The 19621-nt window shown below is 67.7% G+C and carries 18 protein-coding genes; 7 read left to right on the forward strand and 11 right to left on the reverse strand.

Going from position 1 to position 19621, the window contains the following annotated elements; genetic code table 11:
- The first annotated feature begins 70 nt into the window (after nucleotides 1–70).
- The 6 genes from IBX18_RS12610 (at nucleotide 71) to pstB (ending at nucleotide 6060) form a co-directional block, all read left to right on the forward strand.
- The gene (locus IBX18_RS12610) at nucleotides 71–835 is read left to right on the forward strand and encodes a response regulator transcription factor (protein WP_194833914.1); all 765 of its coding nucleotides are present in this window, start codon (nucleotides 71–73) and stop codon (nucleotides 833–835) included.
- 196 nt (nucleotides 836–1031) lie between these two features.
- Nucleotides 1032–1952 (forward strand): mycothiol synthase, encoded by a 921-nt coding sequence (mshD, locus tag IBX18_RS12615; protein WP_194833915.1) that lies wholly within the window; start codon nucleotides 1032–1034, stop codon nucleotides 1950–1952.
- Between the two features lie 242 nt (nucleotides 1953–2194).
- The gene (gene pstS / locus IBX18_RS12620; RefSeq protein WP_194833916.1) at nucleotides 2195–3307 is read left to right on the forward strand and encodes a phosphate ABC transporter substrate-binding protein PstS; all 1113 of its coding nucleotides are present in this window, start codon (nucleotides 2195–2197) and stop codon (nucleotides 3305–3307) included.
- A 93-nt stretch (nucleotides 3308–3400) separates the two neighbouring features.
- On the forward strand, nucleotides 3401–4372 hold the full coding sequence (gene pstC / locus IBX18_RS12625; RefSeq protein ID WP_194834323.1) for a phosphate ABC transporter permease subunit PstC: 972 nt from the start codon (nucleotides 3401–3403) through the stop codon (nucleotides 4370–4372).
- The gene (pstA, locus tag IBX18_RS12630) at nucleotides 4372–5274 is read left to right on the forward strand and encodes a phosphate ABC transporter permease PstA (RefSeq protein ID WP_194833917.1); all 903 of its coding nucleotides are present in this window, start codon (nucleotides 4372–4374) and stop codon (nucleotides 5272–5274) included. The genes pstC and pstA overlap by 1 nt, the downstream gene beginning before the upstream one ends.
- A gap of 9 nt (nucleotides 5275–5283) precedes the next feature.
- A complete protein-coding gene (gene pstB / locus IBX18_RS12635) occupies nucleotides 5284–6060 on the forward strand; it encodes a phosphate ABC transporter ATP-binding protein PstB (RefSeq protein WP_194833918.1) in 777 nt (258 codons plus the stop codon).
- Nucleotides 6061–6142: 82 nt separating this feature from the next.
- Here the strand turns inward: pstB and IBX18_RS43085 are convergent, their stop codons facing one another.
- The 9 genes from IBX18_RS43085 to IBX18_RS12680 form a co-directional block, all read right to left on the reverse strand.
- Nucleotides 6143–7654, reverse strand: a complete 1512-nt coding sequence (locus IBX18_RS43085; RefSeq protein WP_194833919.1) for a hypothetical protein — start codon at nucleotides 7652–7654, stop codon at nucleotides 6143–6145.
- The gene (locus IBX18_RS12645; protein ID WP_194833920.1) at nucleotides 7651–7944 is read right to left on the reverse strand and encodes a type VII secretion target; all 294 of its coding nucleotides are present in this window, start codon (nucleotides 7942–7944) and stop codon (nucleotides 7651–7653) included. The genes IBX18_RS43085 and IBX18_RS12645 overlap by 4 nt, the downstream gene beginning before the upstream one ends.
- 161 nt (nucleotides 7945–8105) lie before the next feature.
- Nucleotides 8106–8768, reverse strand: coding sequence for a phosphate signaling complex protein PhoU (phoU, locus tag IBX18_RS12650; RefSeq protein WP_135234648.1), 663 nt, complete (start codon nucleotides 8766–8768; stop codon nucleotides 8106–8108).
- A gap of 101 nt (nucleotides 8769–8869) precedes the next feature.
- Entirely contained in the window at nucleotides 8870–11113 is a 2244-nt protein-coding gene (locus IBX18_RS12655) for an LCP family protein (RefSeq protein ID WP_194833921.1), read from the reverse strand.
- Nucleotides 11114–11304: 191 nt separating this feature from the next.
- Nucleotides 11305–12447 (reverse strand): tRNA dihydrouridine synthase DusB, encoded by a 1143-nt coding sequence (gene dusB / locus IBX18_RS12660; RefSeq protein WP_194834324.1) that lies wholly within the window; start codon nucleotides 12445–12447, stop codon nucleotides 11305–11307.
- Nucleotides 12448–12548: 101 nt separating this feature from the next.
- Nucleotides 12549–13427 (reverse strand): SDR family oxidoreductase, encoded by an 879-nt coding sequence (locus IBX18_RS12665; RefSeq protein ID WP_194833922.1) that lies wholly within the window; start codon nucleotides 13425–13427, stop codon nucleotides 12549–12551.
- A 29-nt stretch (nucleotides 13428–13456) separates the two neighbouring features.
- The gene (locus IBX18_RS12670) at nucleotides 13457–13891 is read right to left on the reverse strand and encodes an SRPBCC family protein (protein WP_107654010.1); all 435 of its coding nucleotides are present in this window, start codon (nucleotides 13889–13891) and stop codon (nucleotides 13457–13459) included.
- A gap of 45 nt (nucleotides 13892–13936) precedes the next feature.
- Nucleotides 13937–15136 carry a lipid-transfer protein gene (locus tag IBX18_RS12675; RefSeq protein WP_194833923.1) on the reverse strand — a complete coding sequence of 400 codons (1200 nt, stop codon included), beginning with the start codon at nucleotides 15134–15136 and terminating at the stop codon, nucleotides 13937–13939.
- Nucleotides 15133–16119: a MaoC/PaaZ C-terminal domain-containing protein gene (locus IBX18_RS12680; protein ID WP_228540907.1), complete on the reverse strand. Its 987-nt coding sequence runs from the start codon at nucleotides 16117–16119 to the stop codon at nucleotides 15133–15135. Before IBX18_RS12680 ends, IBX18_RS12675 begins: the two co-directional genes overlap by 4 nt.
- Before the next feature lie 122 nt (nucleotides 16120–16241).
- Here IBX18_RS12680 and IBX18_RS12685 point away from each other — a divergent pair, with 122 nt between their 5' ends.
- On the forward strand, nucleotides 16242–17285 hold the full coding sequence (locus tag IBX18_RS12685; protein WP_194833924.1) for an AraC family transcriptional regulator: 1044 nt from the start codon (nucleotides 16242–16244) through the stop codon (nucleotides 17283–17285).
- 30 nt (nucleotides 17286–17315) lie between these two features.
- Here the strand turns inward: IBX18_RS12685 and IBX18_RS12690 are convergent, their stop codons facing one another.
- Complete coding sequence (locus tag IBX18_RS12690; protein WP_194834326.1) at nucleotides 17316–18182, reverse strand: SDR family oxidoreductase; 867 nt, start codon at nucleotides 18180–18182, stop codon at nucleotides 17316–17318.
- A 148-nt stretch (nucleotides 18183–18330) separates the two neighbouring features.
- On the reverse strand, nucleotides 18331–19476 hold the full coding sequence (locus IBX18_RS12695; protein WP_194833925.1) for an acyl-CoA dehydrogenase family protein: 1146 nt from the start codon (nucleotides 19474–19476) through the stop codon (nucleotides 18331–18333).
- Nucleotides 19477–19621 lie beyond the last annotated feature (145 nt).

The following is a 19621-nucleotide window of genomic DNA, read 5'->3' on the forward strand; positions in this document are numbered from 1 at the left end:
CTGTGATCAGCGACGTGGCCCCCGGCAGTGCGGCTGTTGTCCTCGGAGCTACGAGATGGGAGGAGAGCTTGTGGAGCTACTCCTGCTGACCTCCGACCCCAACCCCGAAGCGGTGCTGCCCTCACTGGCGTTGCTGGCGCATCACGTGCGTCCGGCGCCCACCGAGGTCTCCTCGCTGCTGGAGGCGGGGAGTGCGGATGTCGCGCTGGTCGACGCACGGACCGACCTGGCCGCCGCGCGCGGCCTGTGCCGCCTGCTCGGCAGCACCGGGTCGTCGGTGCCGGTGGTCGCCGTGCTCACCGAGGGTGGCCTGGTCGCGGTCAACGCAGACTGGGGACTCGACGACATCCTGTTGCCCGGCACCGGCCCGGCCGAGCTGGACGCCAGGCTGCGGCTGTTGGTCGGCCGCAACGGCGGCGTGGCGAGTCCGGAGAACTCCGGCAAGATCACCCTCGGCGAGTTGGTGATCGATGAGGGCACCTACACCGCCCGCCTGCGCGGGCGCCCGCTCGATCTCACCTACAAGGAATTCGAGCTGCTCAAGTACCTCGCGCAGCACGCGGGCCGGGTGTTCACCAGGGCCCAGCTGCTACAAGAGGTGTGGGGCTACGACTTCTTCGGCGGCACCCGCACGGTCGACGTGCACGTCCGGCGGCTGCGCGCGAAGCTCGGCAGCGAGTACGAATCGCTCATCGGCACTGTGCGCAATGTCGGCTACAAGGCGGTGCGGCCGTCCAGGACGGCGAGCAAGAACGACCAGGCCCCCGCTGCGGAGGACGAGTCGGAGGGCACGGACGACGCGCCGCTCGCTCCGGTCAACGGCTCTGTGCAGTGAGGTCGGTGGGCGAAGCCGCCCAATCCGAAACACCGTCGCGTCATTATGTGTTCGCGCTGTGTTCAGCCCGGTATTCGCCGCGTCACCAGGCGGCCGCGCACCGGCCCGGACGGACGCGAAATGCCGCGCCGCGCAATGACGTTGTCCGAGTGGGCAGCCCGGTCGGGCTGCCGCGGAAAACGAGGATTGGAGCCCGATGAACGGCGTGGCAGCACAGTGGACCGAGCGGCTGGATTCGGCCGCCGCAGCCGCCGTCCGGCAACTACTCGAACGCGCGACCGCCACCGACGGTGTCGCCCCCGTTTCCGAACAGGCGGTGCTGTCGCTGAGCGCGGGCGATGATCCCTCGGTACGGCATCTGCTGGCGGTACGCGACGACGTCGTCACCGGCTACGCGAATCTGGTACCGGCACACGGCGAACATCCGGCGATGGCCGAGGTCGCGGTCGATCCGCCGGCCCGGGGCAACGGCATCGGCAGCGAACTGGTCGCGGCCGCACTCACCGAGGGCGGTCCCGATACCCGAGTCTGGGCGCACGGAAATCTGCCCGCCGCGAAGGCAGTTTCGGCTCGGCTCGGCCTGGCCACCGCACGCGAGCTGTGGCAGATGCGCCGACCGCTGGCAACTCCCGAGCTACCGCAGGTTGCTGCGCGCGGCAGGGTGACGATCCGGACCTATGCCGGTGCCGCCGACGATGCCGAATTGTTGCGGGTGAACAACGCCGCCTTCGCCTGGCATCCGGAGCAGGGTGGCTGGACCGCACGCGACATCGAGGCCCGCCGCGCCGAGCCCTGGTTCGACCCGAAGGGGCTGTTCCTCGCGACCGACACCGCCCACCCCGACCGAGTCCTCGGATTCCATTGGACGAAGGTGCATTACGACGAGACGCCGGCGGTCGGGGAGGTCTACGTCGTAGGCATCGATCCGGCCGCGCAGGGTCGCGGACTCGGCCGCCTGCTGACCCTGGTCGGCCTGCATTATCTGCGCGATCGCGGCCTCGCCGAGGTGTTGCTTTACACCGAGGCCGACAACACGTCGGCGGTGCATACCTACACCCGGCTGGGGTTCACACCGGCGCACATCGATGTCGCCTATGCGGCGGGCTCAACTGAATAGCAGGGGCCACGGCGGGGGCTGCCGAGTAAAACTGCGGCTAATGTCACACATAACGCCCTAATCGCGCTTGCCTGTTCACTCGCCGTTCACTCAGTTCGGTCCAACTGTAAACCACGTGACTTTACGTTGAGTGGTGGGCAGCCCACGGCTGCCTGGTGCGCAAGTTCCCCGCGAACAGCACCACATCACCCGTCCGGGCCGGTGAGGGACCGGACGAGTAGGACGCCTTTCCGGAGGAATCAGTGAATTTCAAGCGCAGCAGCGCCCTCGTTGGTGTGCTGGCCGTTGGTGCCATGACCCTCGTCGGGTGTGGCAGTGACGACAACACGGCCGGCACCGAAGGCAACAACGCCAATTCGGAGATTGCCTGTGGTGGCAAGAAGGCGCTGAAGTCCAGCGGTTCGTCGGCGCAGAAGAACGCGATGGACCGCTTCGTCGCCGCCTACGAAACCAACTGCGACGGCAACACGCTGAACTACACCTCGAGCGGCTCGGGCGCAGGCGTCAACGAGTTCCTCGGTGGCCAGACCGATTTCGCCGGCTCCGACTCGCCGCTCAGCTCGAAGAAGGAAGAGCCGGCCAAGGCTCAGGAGCGTTGCGGTTCCCCCGCCTGGAACCTGCCGACCGTGTTCGGCCCGATCGCCATCACCTACAACATCGACGGCGTCACCGACCTGGTGCTCGACGGCCCGACCGCCGCCAAGGTGTTCAACGGCACCGTCACCACCTGGGACGCCCCGGAGATCAAGGCGCTCAACCCGAACGCCAAGCTCCCCTCCGACAAGATCGCGGTGATCTTCCGCAGCGACGAGTCGGGCACCACCGACAACTTCCAGCTCTACCTCGACGCCGCCTCCGACGGCGCCTGGGGCAAGGGTGCGGGCAAGGCGTTCACCGGCGGTGTCGGTGAGGGCGCGAAGGGCAACGAAGGCTCCTCGGCCGCGGTCAAGAGCACCAAGAACGCGATCACCTACAACGAGTGGTCGTTCGCGAAGGCGCAGAACCTGTCCATCGCGCAGATCATCACCTCGGCCTCCAAGACTCCGGTGAAGCTGGATACCGCGTCCGCGGGCAAGGCCATCGACAGCGCGAAGATCAAGGGCGAGGGCAACGACCTGGTGCTCGACACCAGCTCGTTCTACAAGCCGACCGAAGCGGGTGCCTACCCGATCATCCTGCCCACCTACGAGATCGTCTGCTCGAAGTACAAGGACGCCGACACGGCCAAGGCGGTCAAGGCGTTCCTGACCTCGGCGATCAGCAACGGCCAGAAGGGTCTCGACGAGGCCGGGTACGTCCCGATCCCGGAGAAGTTCAAGACCCGCCTGACCACCGCGATCAACGCCATCTCCTGATCGCACGCCGAAGCCATGACCGTGCACCCTGAGGTGACCGCCGCCGGCTCGTCGGATTCGACGGGCCGGCGGGCGGCCGGAGACATCGACCCCATGTCCAGTGAACCGAGCACCGAGCCGGCCAAAAAGGCTCGCCCCGCCCATAACCACCGGGCCGAGATCATTTTCCGGTCTCTGGCCACGGCATCGGGCGCGACCATCGTCGCCGTTATCGCGCTGATCGCGCTGTTCCTGCTGATCCGCGCGGTGCCCTCGGTCATGGCGAACGACGCGAACTTCTTCACCAGCAGCGAGTTCAACACCTCGAACGCGGACAATCTCCGCTTCGGTATCCGTGATCTGTTCATGGTGACGGTGCTGAGCTCGATCTTCGCGCTGGTGATCGCGGTGCCGATCGGGGTTGGCATCGCCCTGTTCTTGACGCACTACTCGCCGAAGCCATTGGCGCGGCCCTTCGCGATGCTCGTCGATCTGCTTGCCGCGGTGCCGTCGATCGTGTTCGGCCTGTGGGGCTTTCTGGTCCTCGCGCCACATCTGAAGCCGGTGCAGGAGTTCCTGAACGACAATCTCGGCTGGTTCTTTCTCTTCTCCGACGGCAATGTGACGATCTCCGGTGGCGGCACGATCTTCACCGCGGGTGTGGTGCTCGCGGTCATGATTCTGCCGATCATCACCTCGGTGTCGCGTGAGGTCTTCGCGCTGACGCCGCCCGCGCACGTCGAGGCGGCACACGCCCTCGGCGCGACGAAGTGGGAAATGGTGCGGATGACCGTGCTGCCCTACGGCCGCAGCGGTGTGATCGCAGGCTCCATGCTCGGACTCGGGCGCGCGCTCGGGGAAACCATCGCGGTACTGGTCGTATTGAAGACCTCCGCGCAGGCCGGCGGCTGGTCGCTGTTCGACGGTGGGTATACCTTCGCTTCCCGGATCGCGGCCTCGGCCTCGGAATTCAGTTCGCCGCTGCCGACCGGTGCCTACATCGCGGCCGGCTTCGTGCTGTTCGCGCTGACCTTCGTCGTCAACGCGCTGGCCCGGCTCGCCGCGGGCGGAAGGGTGAACGGGTAATGACCACGACAACGCTCGACAAGCCGATCAAGGCGCCGACCTTCCGTGACGTCAGCACGAGTCGCCGGCTGCGCAATCACCTTGCGACCGGCCTGGTGTGGCTGTGCTTCGCCATCGCGCTGATCCCGCTGGCCTGGGTGCTCATCATGGTGGTGAGCAAGGGCTTCGAATCGGTCATCTCCATCGACTGGTGGCAGAAGTCGCAGAAGGGCATCCTGCCCGACCAGTCCGGTGGCGGTGTGTACCACGCCATCTACGGCACCATCGTGCAGTCCGCGATCGCCGCGGTGATCGCCGTGCCGATCGGCATCATGGCCGCCGTCTACCTGGTCGAATACGGTCGCGGCTGGCTGGCCAAGACCACCACGTTCATGGTGGACATCCTCGCGGGTGTGCCGTCCATCGTCGCGGCGCTGTTCATCTTCGCGCTGTGGATCGCCACCTTCGGCGCACCGCAGAGCGCGTTCGCGGTCGCGCTGGCGATGGTGCTGCTGATGCTGCCGGTGGTGGTGCGCAGCACCGAGGAAATGCTGAAGCTGGTTCCCGACGAACTGCGCGAGGCCGCATACGCGCTCGGCGTTCCGAAATGGAAGACCATCGCGCGGATCGTGATACCGACCGCGCTGCCCGGCATGATCAGCGGCATCCTGCTCTCCCTCGCCCGAGTCATGGGCGAGACCGCGCCGGTGCTGGTGCTCGTCGGCTACAGCAAGTCGATCAACAGCAACGTCTTCGACGGCAACATGGCCTCGCTGCCGCTGATGATCTACCAGGAGCTGGCGAACCCGGAGCCCGAAGGCCGGGCCAGGGTCTGGGGCGCGGCGCTGACACTGATCCTGCTCATCGCGCTGCTGTACGCGGCGGCCGCGGTCGTCAACAAGCTGCTCACGCGGAATCGATAGGAAACTCAGATGGCCAAGCGGATCGACGTCAAAGACCTGAACATCTTCTACGCGAAGTTCCACGCGGTCGCCGACGTGGACCTGACCGTGCTGCCCCGCAGTGTCACCGCCTTCATCGGCCCGTCCGGTTGCGGTAAGTCCACCGTGCTGCGCTCGCTCAACCGCATGCACGAGGTGACGCCGAACGCCCGCGTCGAGGGCGCCGTGCTGCTGGACGGCGAGGACATCTACGGCTCGCAGATCGACCCGGTGGGTGTGCGCCGCACCATCGGCATGGTGTTCCAGCGCCCGAACCCGTTCCCCACCATGTCGATTCGCGACAACGTGGTGGCCGGGCTGAAGCTGCAGGGCGTGCGGAGCAAGAAGGAACTCGACGAGGTCGCCGAGCGCTCGCTGCGCGGCGCGAACCTCTGGAACGAGGTCAAGGACCGCCTCGACAAGCCGGGCGGCGGCCTGTCCGGTGGTCAGCAGCAGCGCCTGTGCATCGCGCGTGCGATCGCGGTCTCCCCGGACGTGCTGCTGATGGACGAGCCCTGTTCGGCGCTCGACCCGATCTCCACGCTCGCGATCGAGGACCTGATCACCGAGCTGAAGAAGGAATTCACCATCGTTATCGTCACCCACAACATGCAGCAGGCTGCCCGCGTGAGTGACCAGACCGGGTTCTTCAACCTGGAGGCCCAGGGCAAGCCCGGTCGGCTGGTCGAGATCGACGACACCGAGAAGATCTTCTCCAACCCCGGTAAGAAAGCGACGGAAGACTACATCTCCGGTCGTTTCGGGTAAATCCGAAATCGGTTGGTACGAACGAAGAATGGCCCGCGCGGTGCGCGGGCCATTGTCGTGTGTTCGGGCTTTTCGCGGTGCGTCAGGATTCCTGTTCCGCGGGTTCGGCCGGTTGGATCACGTAGTTGTTCGGGCGATGCTCGCTGTCGGATTCGGCGCCACGGGTGGGTGAGGGCAAGCCGAAGAGGCTGCTGCTCGCGGGGGATGTGGCAGCGGGACTCGCGATGGACGCGGGAACGCTGGTGGCAGGGGTCTGCTCCGCGAGTGAGCTCTGCGGTTGGGTGTAGGTAGCCGCAGGGGGTGTTGCGGGTGTACCGGACTGTGGTGTTGCGGGTGTGCCGGACTGTGGTGTTGCGGGTGTGCCGGACTGTGGTGTTGCGGGTGTGCCGGACTGTGGTGTTGCGGGTGTGCCGGACTGCGGTGTTGCGGGTGTGCCGGACTGCGGCGTGCCAGCGGGCTGGTCTTTCTTCGGCGCCTCGCCAGGGGCGTTGTCGACCGCCTTATCGACGCTGTTGATCACCTTTTCGGCCGCGGTGCCAGCGGAGTCGAGGAGACCCTTGCCTGCGTCACCGGCCGCCTTGATGGTGTCGTCCCAGTTGTCGTCGAGCTTGCCGATCGAGTCGAGCAGGGTGGGCACGTTGCCGGTGATCGCGCCAACCGCGGTGACCATGCTGATGACGTTCGCTGGCGTCCAGGAGTTCGGATCGTTGGCGGAACCGGTTCCCGGCGAAGCAGTGTTCTTGGTGGGGTCGGTCGTCTTGGTCGGGTCAGCCGTCTTGGTCGGGTCAGCCGTTTTGGTGGGGTCGGCCGTTTTGGTGGGGTCAGCCGTTTTGGTGGGGTCAGCTGTTTTGGTGGGGTCAGCTGTCTTGGTCGGGTCAGTCGTCTTCGTCGGATCTTGGGTTTCCGCAATGTTTTTCGGAGTACCCGCCGCCTGCGTCTGCGGATTCTCCTTGGACTTCTCGTCGGTCCCGGCGGGCACCGTGTTGGCCGGCTGCTCGGCGCTGATCTGCTGTGCGGTGAGCGTCGACTTCGGCTGTCCGGTCAGGGTATCGAGCGGATCGCCGGTGCCCAGCGCGGTGCTCTGCGTCTGCACCGCGGTGTTCGCCTGCTCGATGGCGGTGGTGATACCTGTTTGGGTGCCGACCATCTCGTTGAGGGCGGTGGTGATCGCCGTCTGATAGGTGTGCAGGTCGTCGCCCGAGCCCTCGCCCGACGCGGTGACCTGCCAGTCCTCGGAGACCTTGTAACCCGCGGCGGTGGCTTCGGTGACCTTGTCCAGCAACGCTTGCCGGTAACCGGTGAGCGTGTTGCCGCCGTTGATCAGCGCGTTGGCGAGTTCGGTCGTCTCCTGCGCCATCTTGTTGGCGGTGTCCCGGTCGCCGGCGATGCGGTCGTAGGCGGCGTAGTAGGCGTCGCCGCTCCAGTGCGAGCCCGCCTCCCTGATCTGGGTGACGGTCTTGTCGATCATCGTGACGAAATCGGTGTTGCGTGCCTTGATTTCCTCGCCGGCCTCGTTGAGTTTCCAAGGCTGCCACTGTGTTTGCACCTGGCTGAGCGTCGGAATCGCGGCGGCGGTCTGGTCGCCGCTCCTCATTGTCCGCCGCCGAGTGCTTTGAGGCTGTCGCGGAAATCCTGGTCCGTCACTTCGTAATCGGCGGCACCACCTTTGGCGATATTGGCTATCGCCTTGCAGCGCTCCGCCATTCGCAGCCAGCCTGCTTCGATCTGGTCACCGGCGGTGGTGCACGCCGTGGTGATCGTGGAGCCGGGCAGCGCCGCACTCAGCGCATCCGTCTTGGCACGCGCTTTCAGCGCGGCGATTTCGCCACTGATTGTGTCCATCGATGTGGCCAACGCGCGCAACTCTGTTGGATCGACCTTCATTTCCGCCCCTTCGTGCCGTAACTCCCATAACGGCATCCGCGCAGCGAGTCATGCATCGCTCTACTGCGCGGTCAATCTTTCATCTCTCGACTATGAGACGTCAAGCCCCCCCGGCGGAAAACTGCCTGCCAACCTGCGGCGGCGTGGCAGGCAGTCGCGGCTTACGACTCGACGTCGGTGTCCGGCGGCAATACGCCGGTGACGAGGAAGATGACGCGGCGGCCGATTTCGACGGCGTGGTCGGCGAAGCGCTCGTAGTAGCGGCCGAGCAGGGTGACGTCCACGGCGGCGGCGACGCCGTACTTCCAGTCGCGATCCATCAGCAGCGTGAAGAGGTGACGATGCAGGTCGTCCATCGCCTCGTCGTCCTCGTTGAGCTGCGCGGCGCGCTCCGGGTCGCGGGTCTCCAGCACCTCTTTGGCGCCCGCGCCCATGTTGACCGCGATGCGGCCCATCTCGGCGAAGTAGCCGTTGACCGCCTCGGGCAGCGCGTGGTTGGGGTGGCGCCGCCGGGCCACCTTGGCCACGTGCAGCGCGAGCGCGCCCATCCGGTTCACATCGGCCACGATCTGGATCGCGCTCACCACCTGGCGCAGATCGCCCGCGACCGGTGCCTGCAGCGCGAGCAACGCGAACGCACGCTCCTCGGCGTCCTGGATCAGCTCGGCGATCCGGTCCGACTCGGTGATCACCTGCTCTGCCAGAGCGAGGTCGGCCTGGAGCAATGACTGGGTGGCCCGGTCCATGGCCGATCCGGCCAGCCCGGCCATCTCACCCAGCAGGTGGGCGAGATCGGCCATTTGCTCGTTGTAGATGACACGCATGAAACCAGACATTAGTTGGCGGCGCTGACCAAGTCACGAACGGAGGGTGAATGACCGGTGCCGAACGTTAGCGCTGGAGTTGCCGCAGGTCGCGGCTCCGCTCACTTGCAGGTCTCGTCGGCGGCGTTGACGTGCTCCAGATCGGACGGCAAGGTGACCGGCGTCGCAGGCGCGGTCGTCGCGGGCACGTTCGAGATGACATCGCCGACCGGGGTCGGCGCGCGCACCGTGCCGGTGAAATCGCCGCCGATGACGACCTCGACGATGCCGCCGAGATCACTCGCCGACTCCATCAGCGCACCGGGTATCGAGCTGGCCACCGTCGCTGCGGCGGCCTCCTGCCCCGGGCCGTAGCGCACCTTGGAGGTGACCTCGCTGCCGCCCGAATAGTTGCCGATGTTGAAGATCTGGAAACCCTGGTTGCCGAGCTTGGTCGCCGCGCGCTGCGCCAGGCCCGAGGTGCCCGAGGCGTTGGAGACCAGCAGCGACACCGTGCTCGGATCGACCGCATTCAACTTGGGCGGGGCGGGCGGCGCCGACGGGATGGAACCGGGGGCCGGGGTCACCTTCTTCTCGCCGGGCAGCGGCTGATCGTCGCGGATCGCCTTGAAGATCGCCTTGATGTCCTGCTCGCGCGGGATCTCGTTGCCGTAGGAGGTGGTGCCCGCGGTCGGGATGGTCAGGAAGGTGACGGTGCCCGCGTCCAGCTTCTGCAGCGAGCGGCCGAGCGTCAGCAGATCCGACGGCTGCACCTTGTCGACCCAGGTGTGCTTGGTGAACTCGCCGATGAAGCCGTTCAGCTTGCCGGGATCGAAGAGCACCTTGCTGGAGAGCGCGCCGCGCAGCAGCGAGGCCATGAAGCGTTGCTGCCGGTTGATCCGGTCGTAGTCGCTGCGCTCCTCGCCGTAGACGTGCCGGGCCCGCACGTAGTTCAGCGCGGTCGAGCCGTCCACCTTCTGCTTGCCCGGGTGCTCGAGCACGGTGCCGAGCACCTCGTCGGTGATCGGCTTCGGCGCACACACCTCGACGCCGCCGATCTGGTCGACCATGGCCTCGAAGCCGGCGAAGTCGACCGCGATGAAGTGGTTGATCGCGCTACCCGTCATGCGCTGGATGGTGGTGAACAGGCACTTGGGCCCGCCGAGCGCGTAGACGGCGTTGAGCTTGTCGCCGATGGCCGAGGGGAAGGTCTCGGCGGTGTACTGGACCTTCTCGTTGTCCCAGCCGTTGCACTGCGGCCTGGTGACGTCGAGGTCGCGCGGGAAGGAGACGACCACCACCCGCGAACGGTTCTTCGGGATGTTCACCAGCATGACGGTGTCCGCGCGGGAACCTTCGGCATCGTCGAGGGTGCCCGCGCCGACCTGGCTGTTCACGCCCGCGCGGGTGTCGGTGCCGACGAGCAGATAGTTCTCGTCGCCGAGCTGGGCATTGGAGTCGACGACGTCGTCGGTGTTGTTGTCGATCGCCGAGATCTGGGTGAAGTTGTTGCCGGTGGACCGTAGGTAGCTCCAGCCGCCGCCGGTGGTGAGCAGGCAGAGCACCGCGAACATGGCCAGCGCGCTGCGGCCCGCGAGGCGTAGCCGCTTGTTGCGGCGCTGCTTGCTGGCCGCCAGGCGGGACAGCGGCGCGGCGCCGACGGACTTGGGTTGTGCGGCACCGGCTTCGTCGTCGGGCTTCTTGCGCTTGGCGCGGGTGGTCTCGGCCAGCGGCGGCAGGATGTCGGTGACCTCTTCGGCCGTCTCCGGCTTCCCACGGGCCGGGGCGGGGGCTTTCCTGCCGTCCTCGGCGCTCGGGCCGCGACGATTCGGGGTCCGTGCAGCCGGGGTGCCGGCGATGTCCTGCACGACCGGGGAACCGGCGGTGCGCGGTGGTGGGCCATCGGCCGAGCGGCGCGGAGCCTGCTCGGTCGGGCGTCCCGGCGCCGCTGGGCGCCGAGCGGCCGGATCCCCTTGGCGGCGGGCCGCCTGGTCCGGCTGACGGGGTGGCTCGCCTTGGCGTCGCGTCGGTTCCGCAGGGCGACGCTGGGTGGGTTCGGCAGGTCGTTGATAAGCCGGGTCGGATCCGGCAGGCGGTTCGCCGCGTCGGACGCCTCGGTTCGGTGCGGCGGCCTCGGGCGTGGCCGCGGCGCGGCGGCCACGGCGGCCGGACCGCTCGTTGTCCACCTTTTGCACCAGATCCTGCACGGTCAGCGGGGCGGCACCCGGGTCTGCCGTGGCATCGGTGTGGCGGGATCGCCGGGACGACCGGCCACCGTCTCGCTCGGTGTTGTCCTCCGTGGGATAGCGCTCCCACGGGGCGCGATCTCCGGGCCGTGGCGAACGCCCGTGCCGATCGTCACCCACCAACGAACCTCGCTTTTCGTCTACGTCGCCGCCTCGGGCCGTACTCGACCGGCATGACCGATTCCGCAATGATAACGATTCCGCCACGGCGGGCCACTCGAGTACGAAATCGAATTGGCCACAGTGTCGTTTGGATACCCGATTCGCCGTCGCTTCGCCTGGGTGTCAGCCCTGTCGATGTCGCTCGGTTCTCAGCCGCCGCTGTGCATTACGTCGGCGCCGTGCGGGACCGCCGGGTCCTGTGGGTCGTCGAGCCAACCGTGCGGCAGCGCGACTTTGCCTGGGGAGCCTTGTCTTCCGCGTGGACCCTCGGCGTCCCTGGGGAACGGAGCCGTCGGATCGAGCTGTCCGACAAGGTCTTCCAGCTCGACGAGGCTGGACACCGTCGCGAACGCGCGGCGCAGTTCGGCGCCGACCGGGAAGCCCATCAGATACCAGGCCATGTGCTTGCGCAGGTCGCGCATGGCCTTGTCCTCGCCGACGTGCTCGGACAGCAGGGCGCCGTGCCGGTACAGCACCTCGCCGACCCGGCCGAGGTTCGGTGGTTCGGGCAGTTCTTCGCCGCGCAGCGCCGCCTGGAGCTCGGCGAACAGCCACGGGCGGCCGAGGCAGCCACGACCGACCACGACACCGTCGCAGCCGGTTTCGGCCATCATCCGGACCGCGTCGGCGGCCGAGAAGATATCGCCGTTGCCGAGCACCGGAATGGTGCTGACGGCCTCCTTGAGCCGGGCGATGGCGGTCCAGTCGGCCTGCCCGGAGTAGCGCTGGGCGGCGGTCCTGGCGTGCAGCGCAACCGCTTGCGCGCCTTCGGCTTCCGCGATGCGCCCGGCGTCGAGGTAGGTCAGGTGCTCGTCGTCGATGCCGATCCGGAACTTCACCGTCACCGGGACGCCCGCCGGTTCGGCGGCTTCCACCATGGCGCGCACGATCCGGCTGAACAGCGCCCGCTTGTACGGCAGCGCGGCGCCGCCGCCGAGCCGGGTGACCTTGGGCACCGGGCAGCCGAAGTTCATATCGATGTGATCGGCCCAACCCTCACCGACGATGATCCGTACCGCCTCGGCGAGCGTGGCCGGGTCGACCCCGTAGAGCTGCATCGACCGCGGCGACTCGTCGGCGTCGAACGACATCATCTCCAGCGTCTTCTCATTGCGCTCGACCACCGCCCGCGCCGTGATCATCTCGCAGACATAGATCGAGGTCGGGCTACCGAATTCGCGGCACAGCTTGCGGAACGCCAGATTCGTGATGCCCGCCATCGGCGCGAGCACCACCGCCGGATCGACCGGATACGGCCCGATCCGCAGCGCGCTCGGCACTCCGGTAGTCATCGTCACGCCGTCCAGTCTCTCATTTCCGCACGTAAGGAGGCTGTGGGGGTGTCACGCGAGTGTGGCGTACGTCATGCGGGGAGCGGCGTCGCAGCGCTGGATCAGGCGAGGGCGGGGAGTCGGGCGGCCAGGTCGGTCAGTTGCCACGGTCCGTCGGTTTCGATGGTTGCGGTGGCGGTCCAGCCGGTGAGGGTGGAGATGGCGCCGCCCTGGACGGCGAAGACCTGGCCAGTGAGGGGGCAGTTCTCCTGGGCGAGGTAGGCGACGATGGGGGCGATGTTCTCGGGGGCGAAGGCGTCGAACTCGCCGGCGGGGACCGCCGCGGCGAACATGGCGCCCATGCCGGGGGTGGCGAGGGTGAGGCGGGTGCGGGCGACGGGGGCGATGGCGTTGACGCGCACGCCGTATCGCTCCAGTTCCAGTGCGGCGACCTGGGTGAGTGCGGCAATGCCCGCCTTGGCGGCGCCGTAGTTGGCTTGACCTGGGTTCGGCAGGAAGGTGCCCGACGCGGAGGCGGTGTTGATCACCGATGCGGCGACCGGCTGTCCCGCCTTCGACTGTGCTTTCCAGTACGCGGCGGCATGGTGCAGTACCGCGAAGTGGCCCTTGAGGTGCACCGCGATCACCGCGTCCCACTGCGTCTCGTCCATCGCGGCGATGAACGCGTCGCGCAGGATGCCCGCGTTGTTCACCAGGACGTCCAGCCCGCCGAAGGTGGTGATCGCCTGCTCGACAAGGGCTTTCGCGCCCGCCCAGTCGGCGATGTTCGCAGTGTCGGCGATCGCGCGCCCGCCCGCCGCGGTGATCTCGTCGACCACCTGCTGGGCCGGCCCGGCGTCGGCGCCGACGCCTTCGTTGTTCCCGCCGAGGTCGTTGACCACGACGGCCGCTCCTTCGGCGGCCAGGAGCAGCGCGTGTGCCCGGCCGATGCCGCGGCCTGCGCCGGTGACGATGGCGACGCGTCCGTCCAGCGATCCCATGTCGTTCCTTTCGAGGTGAGTACGCGCGGTCAGACCAGCAGGCCGGCGAGGTTGGTGAGGGAGGCGTCGAGTTCCTTGGTGCTGGCGCGTTCGATGGCACCGCCGATGGCGCCGACCATCATCTGGCTGACGAACTCCGCGTCGATGCTGACCTCGGAAGCGTTGTCGCCCTTGGCCGCAACGGTGAGGGTGAAGGTGATCCGCGCGCCCGCGAGGCCGGTACCGGAGAACTTCGTCGAGTTCGGCGCGTCGTAGTCGTCCACGGTGAAGGTGATGGTGTTCGCCATCCCCATGATGGTGAGCACCTCGGTCATGGTGGCCCCGGTCGACAGCTGGGCGGGCGGCGGCTCCTTCCACTTGGTGTGCACCGTCAGCCATTCCGCGAAGCGGTTCGGGTCGGACAGCACCGCCCACACCTTCTCCTGGGCGGCCGGAAACTCCTTGGAAACCTTGGCTTGCGCCATGGGGGTTCTCCTCAATTCGGTAAAGCGATTGGCGTAGTGCCGAATTCAGCGATCGGCCGGGCGGTACGCGGTGACGATCGCCGCGCCGCCCAGCCCGATATTGTGCGCCAGCGCGACTTTCGCGTCGCCGACCTGGCGGGCGTCGGCCTCGCCGCGCAATTGCCAAGTCAGCTCGGCACACTGGGCCAGGCCGGTGGCGCCGAGCGGATGTCCCTTGGAGATCAGGCCGCCGGAGGGGTTGACCACCCACCGCCCGCCGTAGGTGGTGTCCCCGGCGTCGATCAGCTTGTGCCCCTCGCCGATACCGCACAGGCCGAGCGCCTCGTAGGTGAGCAACTCGTTGGGCGAGAAGCAGTCGTGCAGCTCGATCACATCGAGGTCGTCGGGGCCGATGTCGGCCTGCTCGTAGACCTTTCGCGCGGCCTCGCTGCTCATGCCGACACCGACGAGCGAGCGCGCCGTCTTGGTGGCGAAGGTGGATTCCAGGTCGGTCACCATGGCCTGGCCGACGATCTCCACGGCTCGACCGGCGAGGCCGTGCTCGTCGACGAAGCGTTCGCTGGCCAGCACCGCCGCGCCGGAACCGTCGGAGGTCGGCGAGCACTGCAACCGGGTCAGGCCGAGCGGCTCGTAAACCATTTTGGCGCCGGCGATCTCGTCGAACGAGTACACGTCCTGGAACTGCGCGTACGGATTGTCGGCCGAATGCCGGTGGTTCTTCTCGGCGATCTTCGCGAAATGCGTTGGGGTGGAGCCGTACTGCTCCATGTGCTCGACGCCTGCCGCGCCGAACATCCAGGGCGCCACCGGCATCGCGAAGTCCCGGAGCTGGGCCAGCGCCTCGATATGGCGCAGTAGCGGCTGCTCGCGATCGGTGTACCCGGCCTCCAGCGAACCCGATTGCATCTTCTCGAAGCCGAGCGCCAGGGCGCAGTCGGCGAGTCCGCCGCGAATCGCCCTGGCGGCCAGGTACAGCGCCGACGACCCGGTGGAGCAGTTGTTGTTCACGTTGACCACCGGCAGTCCGGTCAGTCCGAGCTCGTAGACGGCGCGCTGGCCGCTGGTCGAATCGCCGTACACGTAGCCGACATAGGCCTCTTGCACCTGGTCGTAGCGGATGCCTGCGTCCGCCAGCGCCTTGCCGCCGGATTCCTTCGCCATGGCCGGGTAGTCCCAGCCTTCGCGGCGGCCCGGCTTCTCGAACTTCGTCATGCCGACACCGATCACGAAAACTCTGTTGGTCATGTTGTTTCCTTGTCGATTGCGGGCTCGAACTCCGCGAGCCCGTCCTGGATGACGAATCGGTCGCTGTCCGACGAGGTTTCGAAGGCGTAGCGGTCCCGCCCGTCCCGGTGGCCGGCCGCCCATGTCGCGGTGGTGATGGTCTGTCCCGGAAATGCGGGCGAACTCAGCCGCACGGCAAGCCTTTTCAGCCGGCTCGGGTCGTCCGGGCTGATCCGGGTGATCAGTGCGTGCGAGACGAACGCGATCGTGCACAAGCCGTGGACGATGATCCCGGGCAGCCCCATCGCCTTGGCGAACTCGTCGACGAGGTGGATCGGCATCGGATCGCCTGCGGCCCGGGCGTATCGGAAGGTCTGATCCGCGTCGAAGGTCTGCGCCGCGGTGAAGTCCGGCTCGCGGGCCCGCAGGTTCTCCTCGAAGGAGTGCGCCGGGCTCGGCTCGCCGCGGGCGCCGTCGAATCGGCCGCCGCGGAAGAAGCCGACGAAGTACTGCTCGTTGACGAGGTCGCCGCCGCGCACGCTGTAGGTCTCGATGTGTGAGGTGACGACCACGCCCGAGGATTTGCCCTCGATCCCGACCGGCCGCGCGCGCACCTCCAGCAGCTCGCCGGGCTCGATCGGCCGGTGGAACCGGAAGTCGTGCTCGCCGTGCAGGATTCGCAGCATCAGATCGTCGGGCACCACCGACATCGCGGCGTCCGCCATCATCACGGTGATCGGCACCACGGCGAAAACCGGTGGCGCGTAGACCCCGTCGAGATGTTGCCGGATCGGATCGTTGGTCGCCGCGGCGTAGGCGATGGTGCGCTCGCGATCCACCTCGAACCGGTCCCGCGCACCCCAGCTGCCCAACCGGTCCAGGTTGAAGGTCGTCCCGTCCGGCACCGCCGCCGGTGTGCTGCGGGAGTTCCCGCGCTCCGGCATGCAGACGAGCGCCGCGCCCGATGTCTCGTCCGGCCGCTCGGCCGTCGCGTCGTTGCCCATAACCCAACGCTAGGAATCGGCAGACCCGCTCGGGATGACCGCGCGGCGCACGTTCGGTGACCGCCGCGCTCACCGCATCCGGCCTGGTAGGTTCGCCTCGACCAGGGACGCAGGAGGTAGTGGTGACGGCGAGGACGGTGCCGATCGACTTCGTGCGCTCCGCCGTCGCCACCGCCGAACGCGAAGGTGTCGACATCGGCCAGCTGCTCGGCAGCGCCGGGGTCGCGCCGGAGCTACTGGCCCAGGATCGCGCGCGGGTGACGGTCGAGCAGATGGCCGCGACCATGCGTCAACTGTGGCGGATCACCGACGACGAACTGTTCGGCCTCGGTCCGGCGCCGGTGCCGCGCGGGTCGACCCGGCTGGTCGGCTTCGGCCTGGTCGGCTGCCCCGATCTGGGTGCGGCGATCGCGCGGTTCGGCGAATACCAGCGACTGCTGCCCGGATTGCCGCCGATGGTGGTGACCACGGCCGGCGGGCGCACCCGGTGCACGCTCGACACCAGCGTGCTCGCCGCGGCCGAAGAACTGCTCACCGTGTTCCTGCTCGCCGCGATCCACCGGATGATCTCCTGGGGCATCGGCCGCCGAGTTCCCTTGCGCCAGGTCGAGTTTCCCTATCCGCGGCCGCGCAATGTCGCCGACTACGACCTGGTCTTCGGCGCCCCGCTCGTCTTCGAGGCCGCCACCGCGGCGATCACCTTCGACAGCGAGCTACTCGCTGCCCCGCTCACCAAGAGCGAGGAAGACCTCATCGACTGGGCCCGCAACGCGCCGATAGACGTGCTGTCCCGGCGCGACTACGGCACCTCGCTCGCCGAGCAGGTGCGCAAGATCCTCGCGCGGGGGCTGCACGGTGGGCGGGCAACGGCAGCCGGCCGGGCGGGTGAACACTGGCCTACCGCAGACGAGGTGGCCAAGCGGCTGGCCATGAGCCCACAGACGGTGCGCCGCAAGCTCGGCGAGGAGGGCACCTCGATCACCCAGATCCGCGAGGACATCCTGCGGGACGCCGCGGTGGCCAGCCTGGTGCGCGGCGACGAGACGGTGGAGGCGCTGTCGGCCCGGCTCGGCTTCTCCGAACCCAGTGCGTTCCGGCGGGCGTTCCGTCGTTGGACGGGGAGCCCGCCCGGTTCCTATCGCGGTGCACCGCCGGCGGAGAGCTGAATCCAGTGACGCGGCAGGGGTATCCCGAGCTCACTCACCGCGCAAACGGCGATGGTACTTCTCCCGGATTTCCGGATCGGGCTGGGCGTAAGCCGTTGTCGCCCCGGTGATTCGCGCGACGTAGAGCTGCGCCCGATACGGCAGCAACTGCGCGGACTTGATGATCGCGGCCAGCCTGCGCGGCACCGTCACCAACGGCTTGCCCTTGATCACCGTCCGCACGATCGCCTGCGCGACATCCTCGGGATCCACGGTCGTCATCGGCTCGATCCACCCCGGCATGTTCGCACCGGCCGACAGCTCGGTGCGCACAATGCCCGGCAGCACCGCCGAGACCTGCACGCCGTGCTCCTTCAGCTCCAGATGCAGCGCGGAGGTGAAGCCGACCACCGCGTGCTTGGTCGCACAGTAGGTGGCCAGCCCCGGAAAGCCTTGCGTCCCAGCCAGTGACGCGATGTTGATGAGGTGCCCGCTGCCGCGCGCCAGGAATCGCTGGGTGGCCAGCCGCGATCCGTGGATCACCGCACGCAGGTTGACGTCGACGATGCGATCGGTCATCGCCTCGTCCTCGTCGGCGAACAACCCGGTCGGCATGATGCCCGCGTTGTTGACCAGCACGTCCAGCGGACCGAGCTCCTTTTCGAGGGTGTCGAGGAACGCGGCGAACGAGGCGCGGTCGGTCACGTTCAGCGGCAGGCCGATGATCCTGGCCGCCGGGTCGGCGCCGAGCTCCACCGCGGCCTTGTCGACCAGTTCCACATCGATGTCGCCGATCGCGACCGCGGCGCCCGCCCCGAGAAACGCCTCGGCGGTGGCTCGGCCGATCCCGCGCGCTCCGCCGGTGATCGCGACGACCTTGCCGCTGAGCGGGGCGTCGCCGTTGGGTGCACTGGTCATGTTCTCGGCCTCCCGGTGGCCCGTGGGGTTCCGCAGGGCGGCCTGGCCGTCGATCACAGCCACCTCGGCGCTGTATCCAGTGTCGACGCTCGGCGAAGGATTGATTGCGGATTCGGCAATCACGTTGCGACGGAGCAAAATCTGACGCTCATAGCCCGCGCGCGATGATCTCCTTCATGATCTCGTTGGTGCCGCCGTAGATCTTCTGGATCCGCGAGTCGGTGAAGATCCGCGCGATCGGATACTCGGCCATGTAGCCGTAGCCGCCGAACAGCTGCAGACAGCGGTCGGCCAGAATGTTCTGCTGCTCGGACAGCCACAGCTTGGCCTTGGCCGCGGTCGGGATGTCCAAATCGCCGGTGACGTGCTTCTCGATGCACTCGTCGAGGAAGCTCCAGCCGACGGTGACCGCCGTATCGCACTCGGCCAGCGTGAATTTGGTGTTCTGGAACGCGAAGATCGGCTTGCCGAAGGCGCTGCGTTCCTTGGTGTACGCCAGGGTCAGCTCGACCGTCTTCTCCATCGTCGCCATCGCGGTGACGGCGATGATCAGCCGCTCCTGCGCGAGCTGCTGCATCAGCTGGATAAAGCCCATGTTCTCGGCCTCGCCGATGAGGTTCGTGCGCGGCACCCGCACCTCGTCGAAGAACAGCTCGCAGGTGTCCTGCCCGTGCTGGCCGATCTTGTGCAGATTGCGCCCGCGCCGGAAACCCGCCCGGCTGGTCTCGACCGCGATCAACGACAGACCGCCCGCGCCGCCCGCCTCGTTGGTCTTGGCGACGACCAGCACCAGGTCGGCCAGGAAACCGTTGGAGATGAAGGTTTTCGCGCCGTTGACGACGTACTCCTCGCCCTGCACGGTCGCGGTGGTGCGGATCGCCTGCAGGTCCGATCCGGTACCGGGCTCGGTCATCGCGATCGCCGCGACGATCTCGCCGGAGGCCAGCTTCGGCAGCCAGGTCTTCTTCTGCTCGTCGGTGCCGTAGCCGGCGAGGTAGTGCGCGATGATCGTGCTGTGCACCGGCCCGCCGAAGCTGGGCGCCAGCGCGCGCACCTGCTCGATGGCGATCACCGCGTCATGGCGGAAATCGCCGCCCCCGCCGCCGTACTCCTCCGGAATGCTGGGGCACAGCAGGCCGAGCTCGCCGGCGCGCAACCACACTTCGCGATCGATGTGTTGCTGCTGGGCCCACCGCTCTTCGTGCGGCGCGCACTCCTTACCGAAGAAATCGCGCGACAGTTCGGCCAGCGCGTCCATCTCCGCATCCATCCACCGTGAGCGGTGCCTTGCCATGTTCGCCCGTCCCTTCGCGCATCCGACGCCGTCGTCGTGTCCTCACGGTAGAAACCGCCGGGGCGTACGGGTAGGACCGAGCCGCCCGAATCCGATGACCGCAGCGCTCTCGTCCGGGCGAAGGGATAATCACCGATTCGGCGCT

Source organism: Nocardia sp. XZ_19_369 (assembly GCF_015355715.1).
Lineage (GTDB): Bacteria > Actinomycetota > Actinomycetes > Mycobacteriales > Mycobacteriaceae > Nocardia.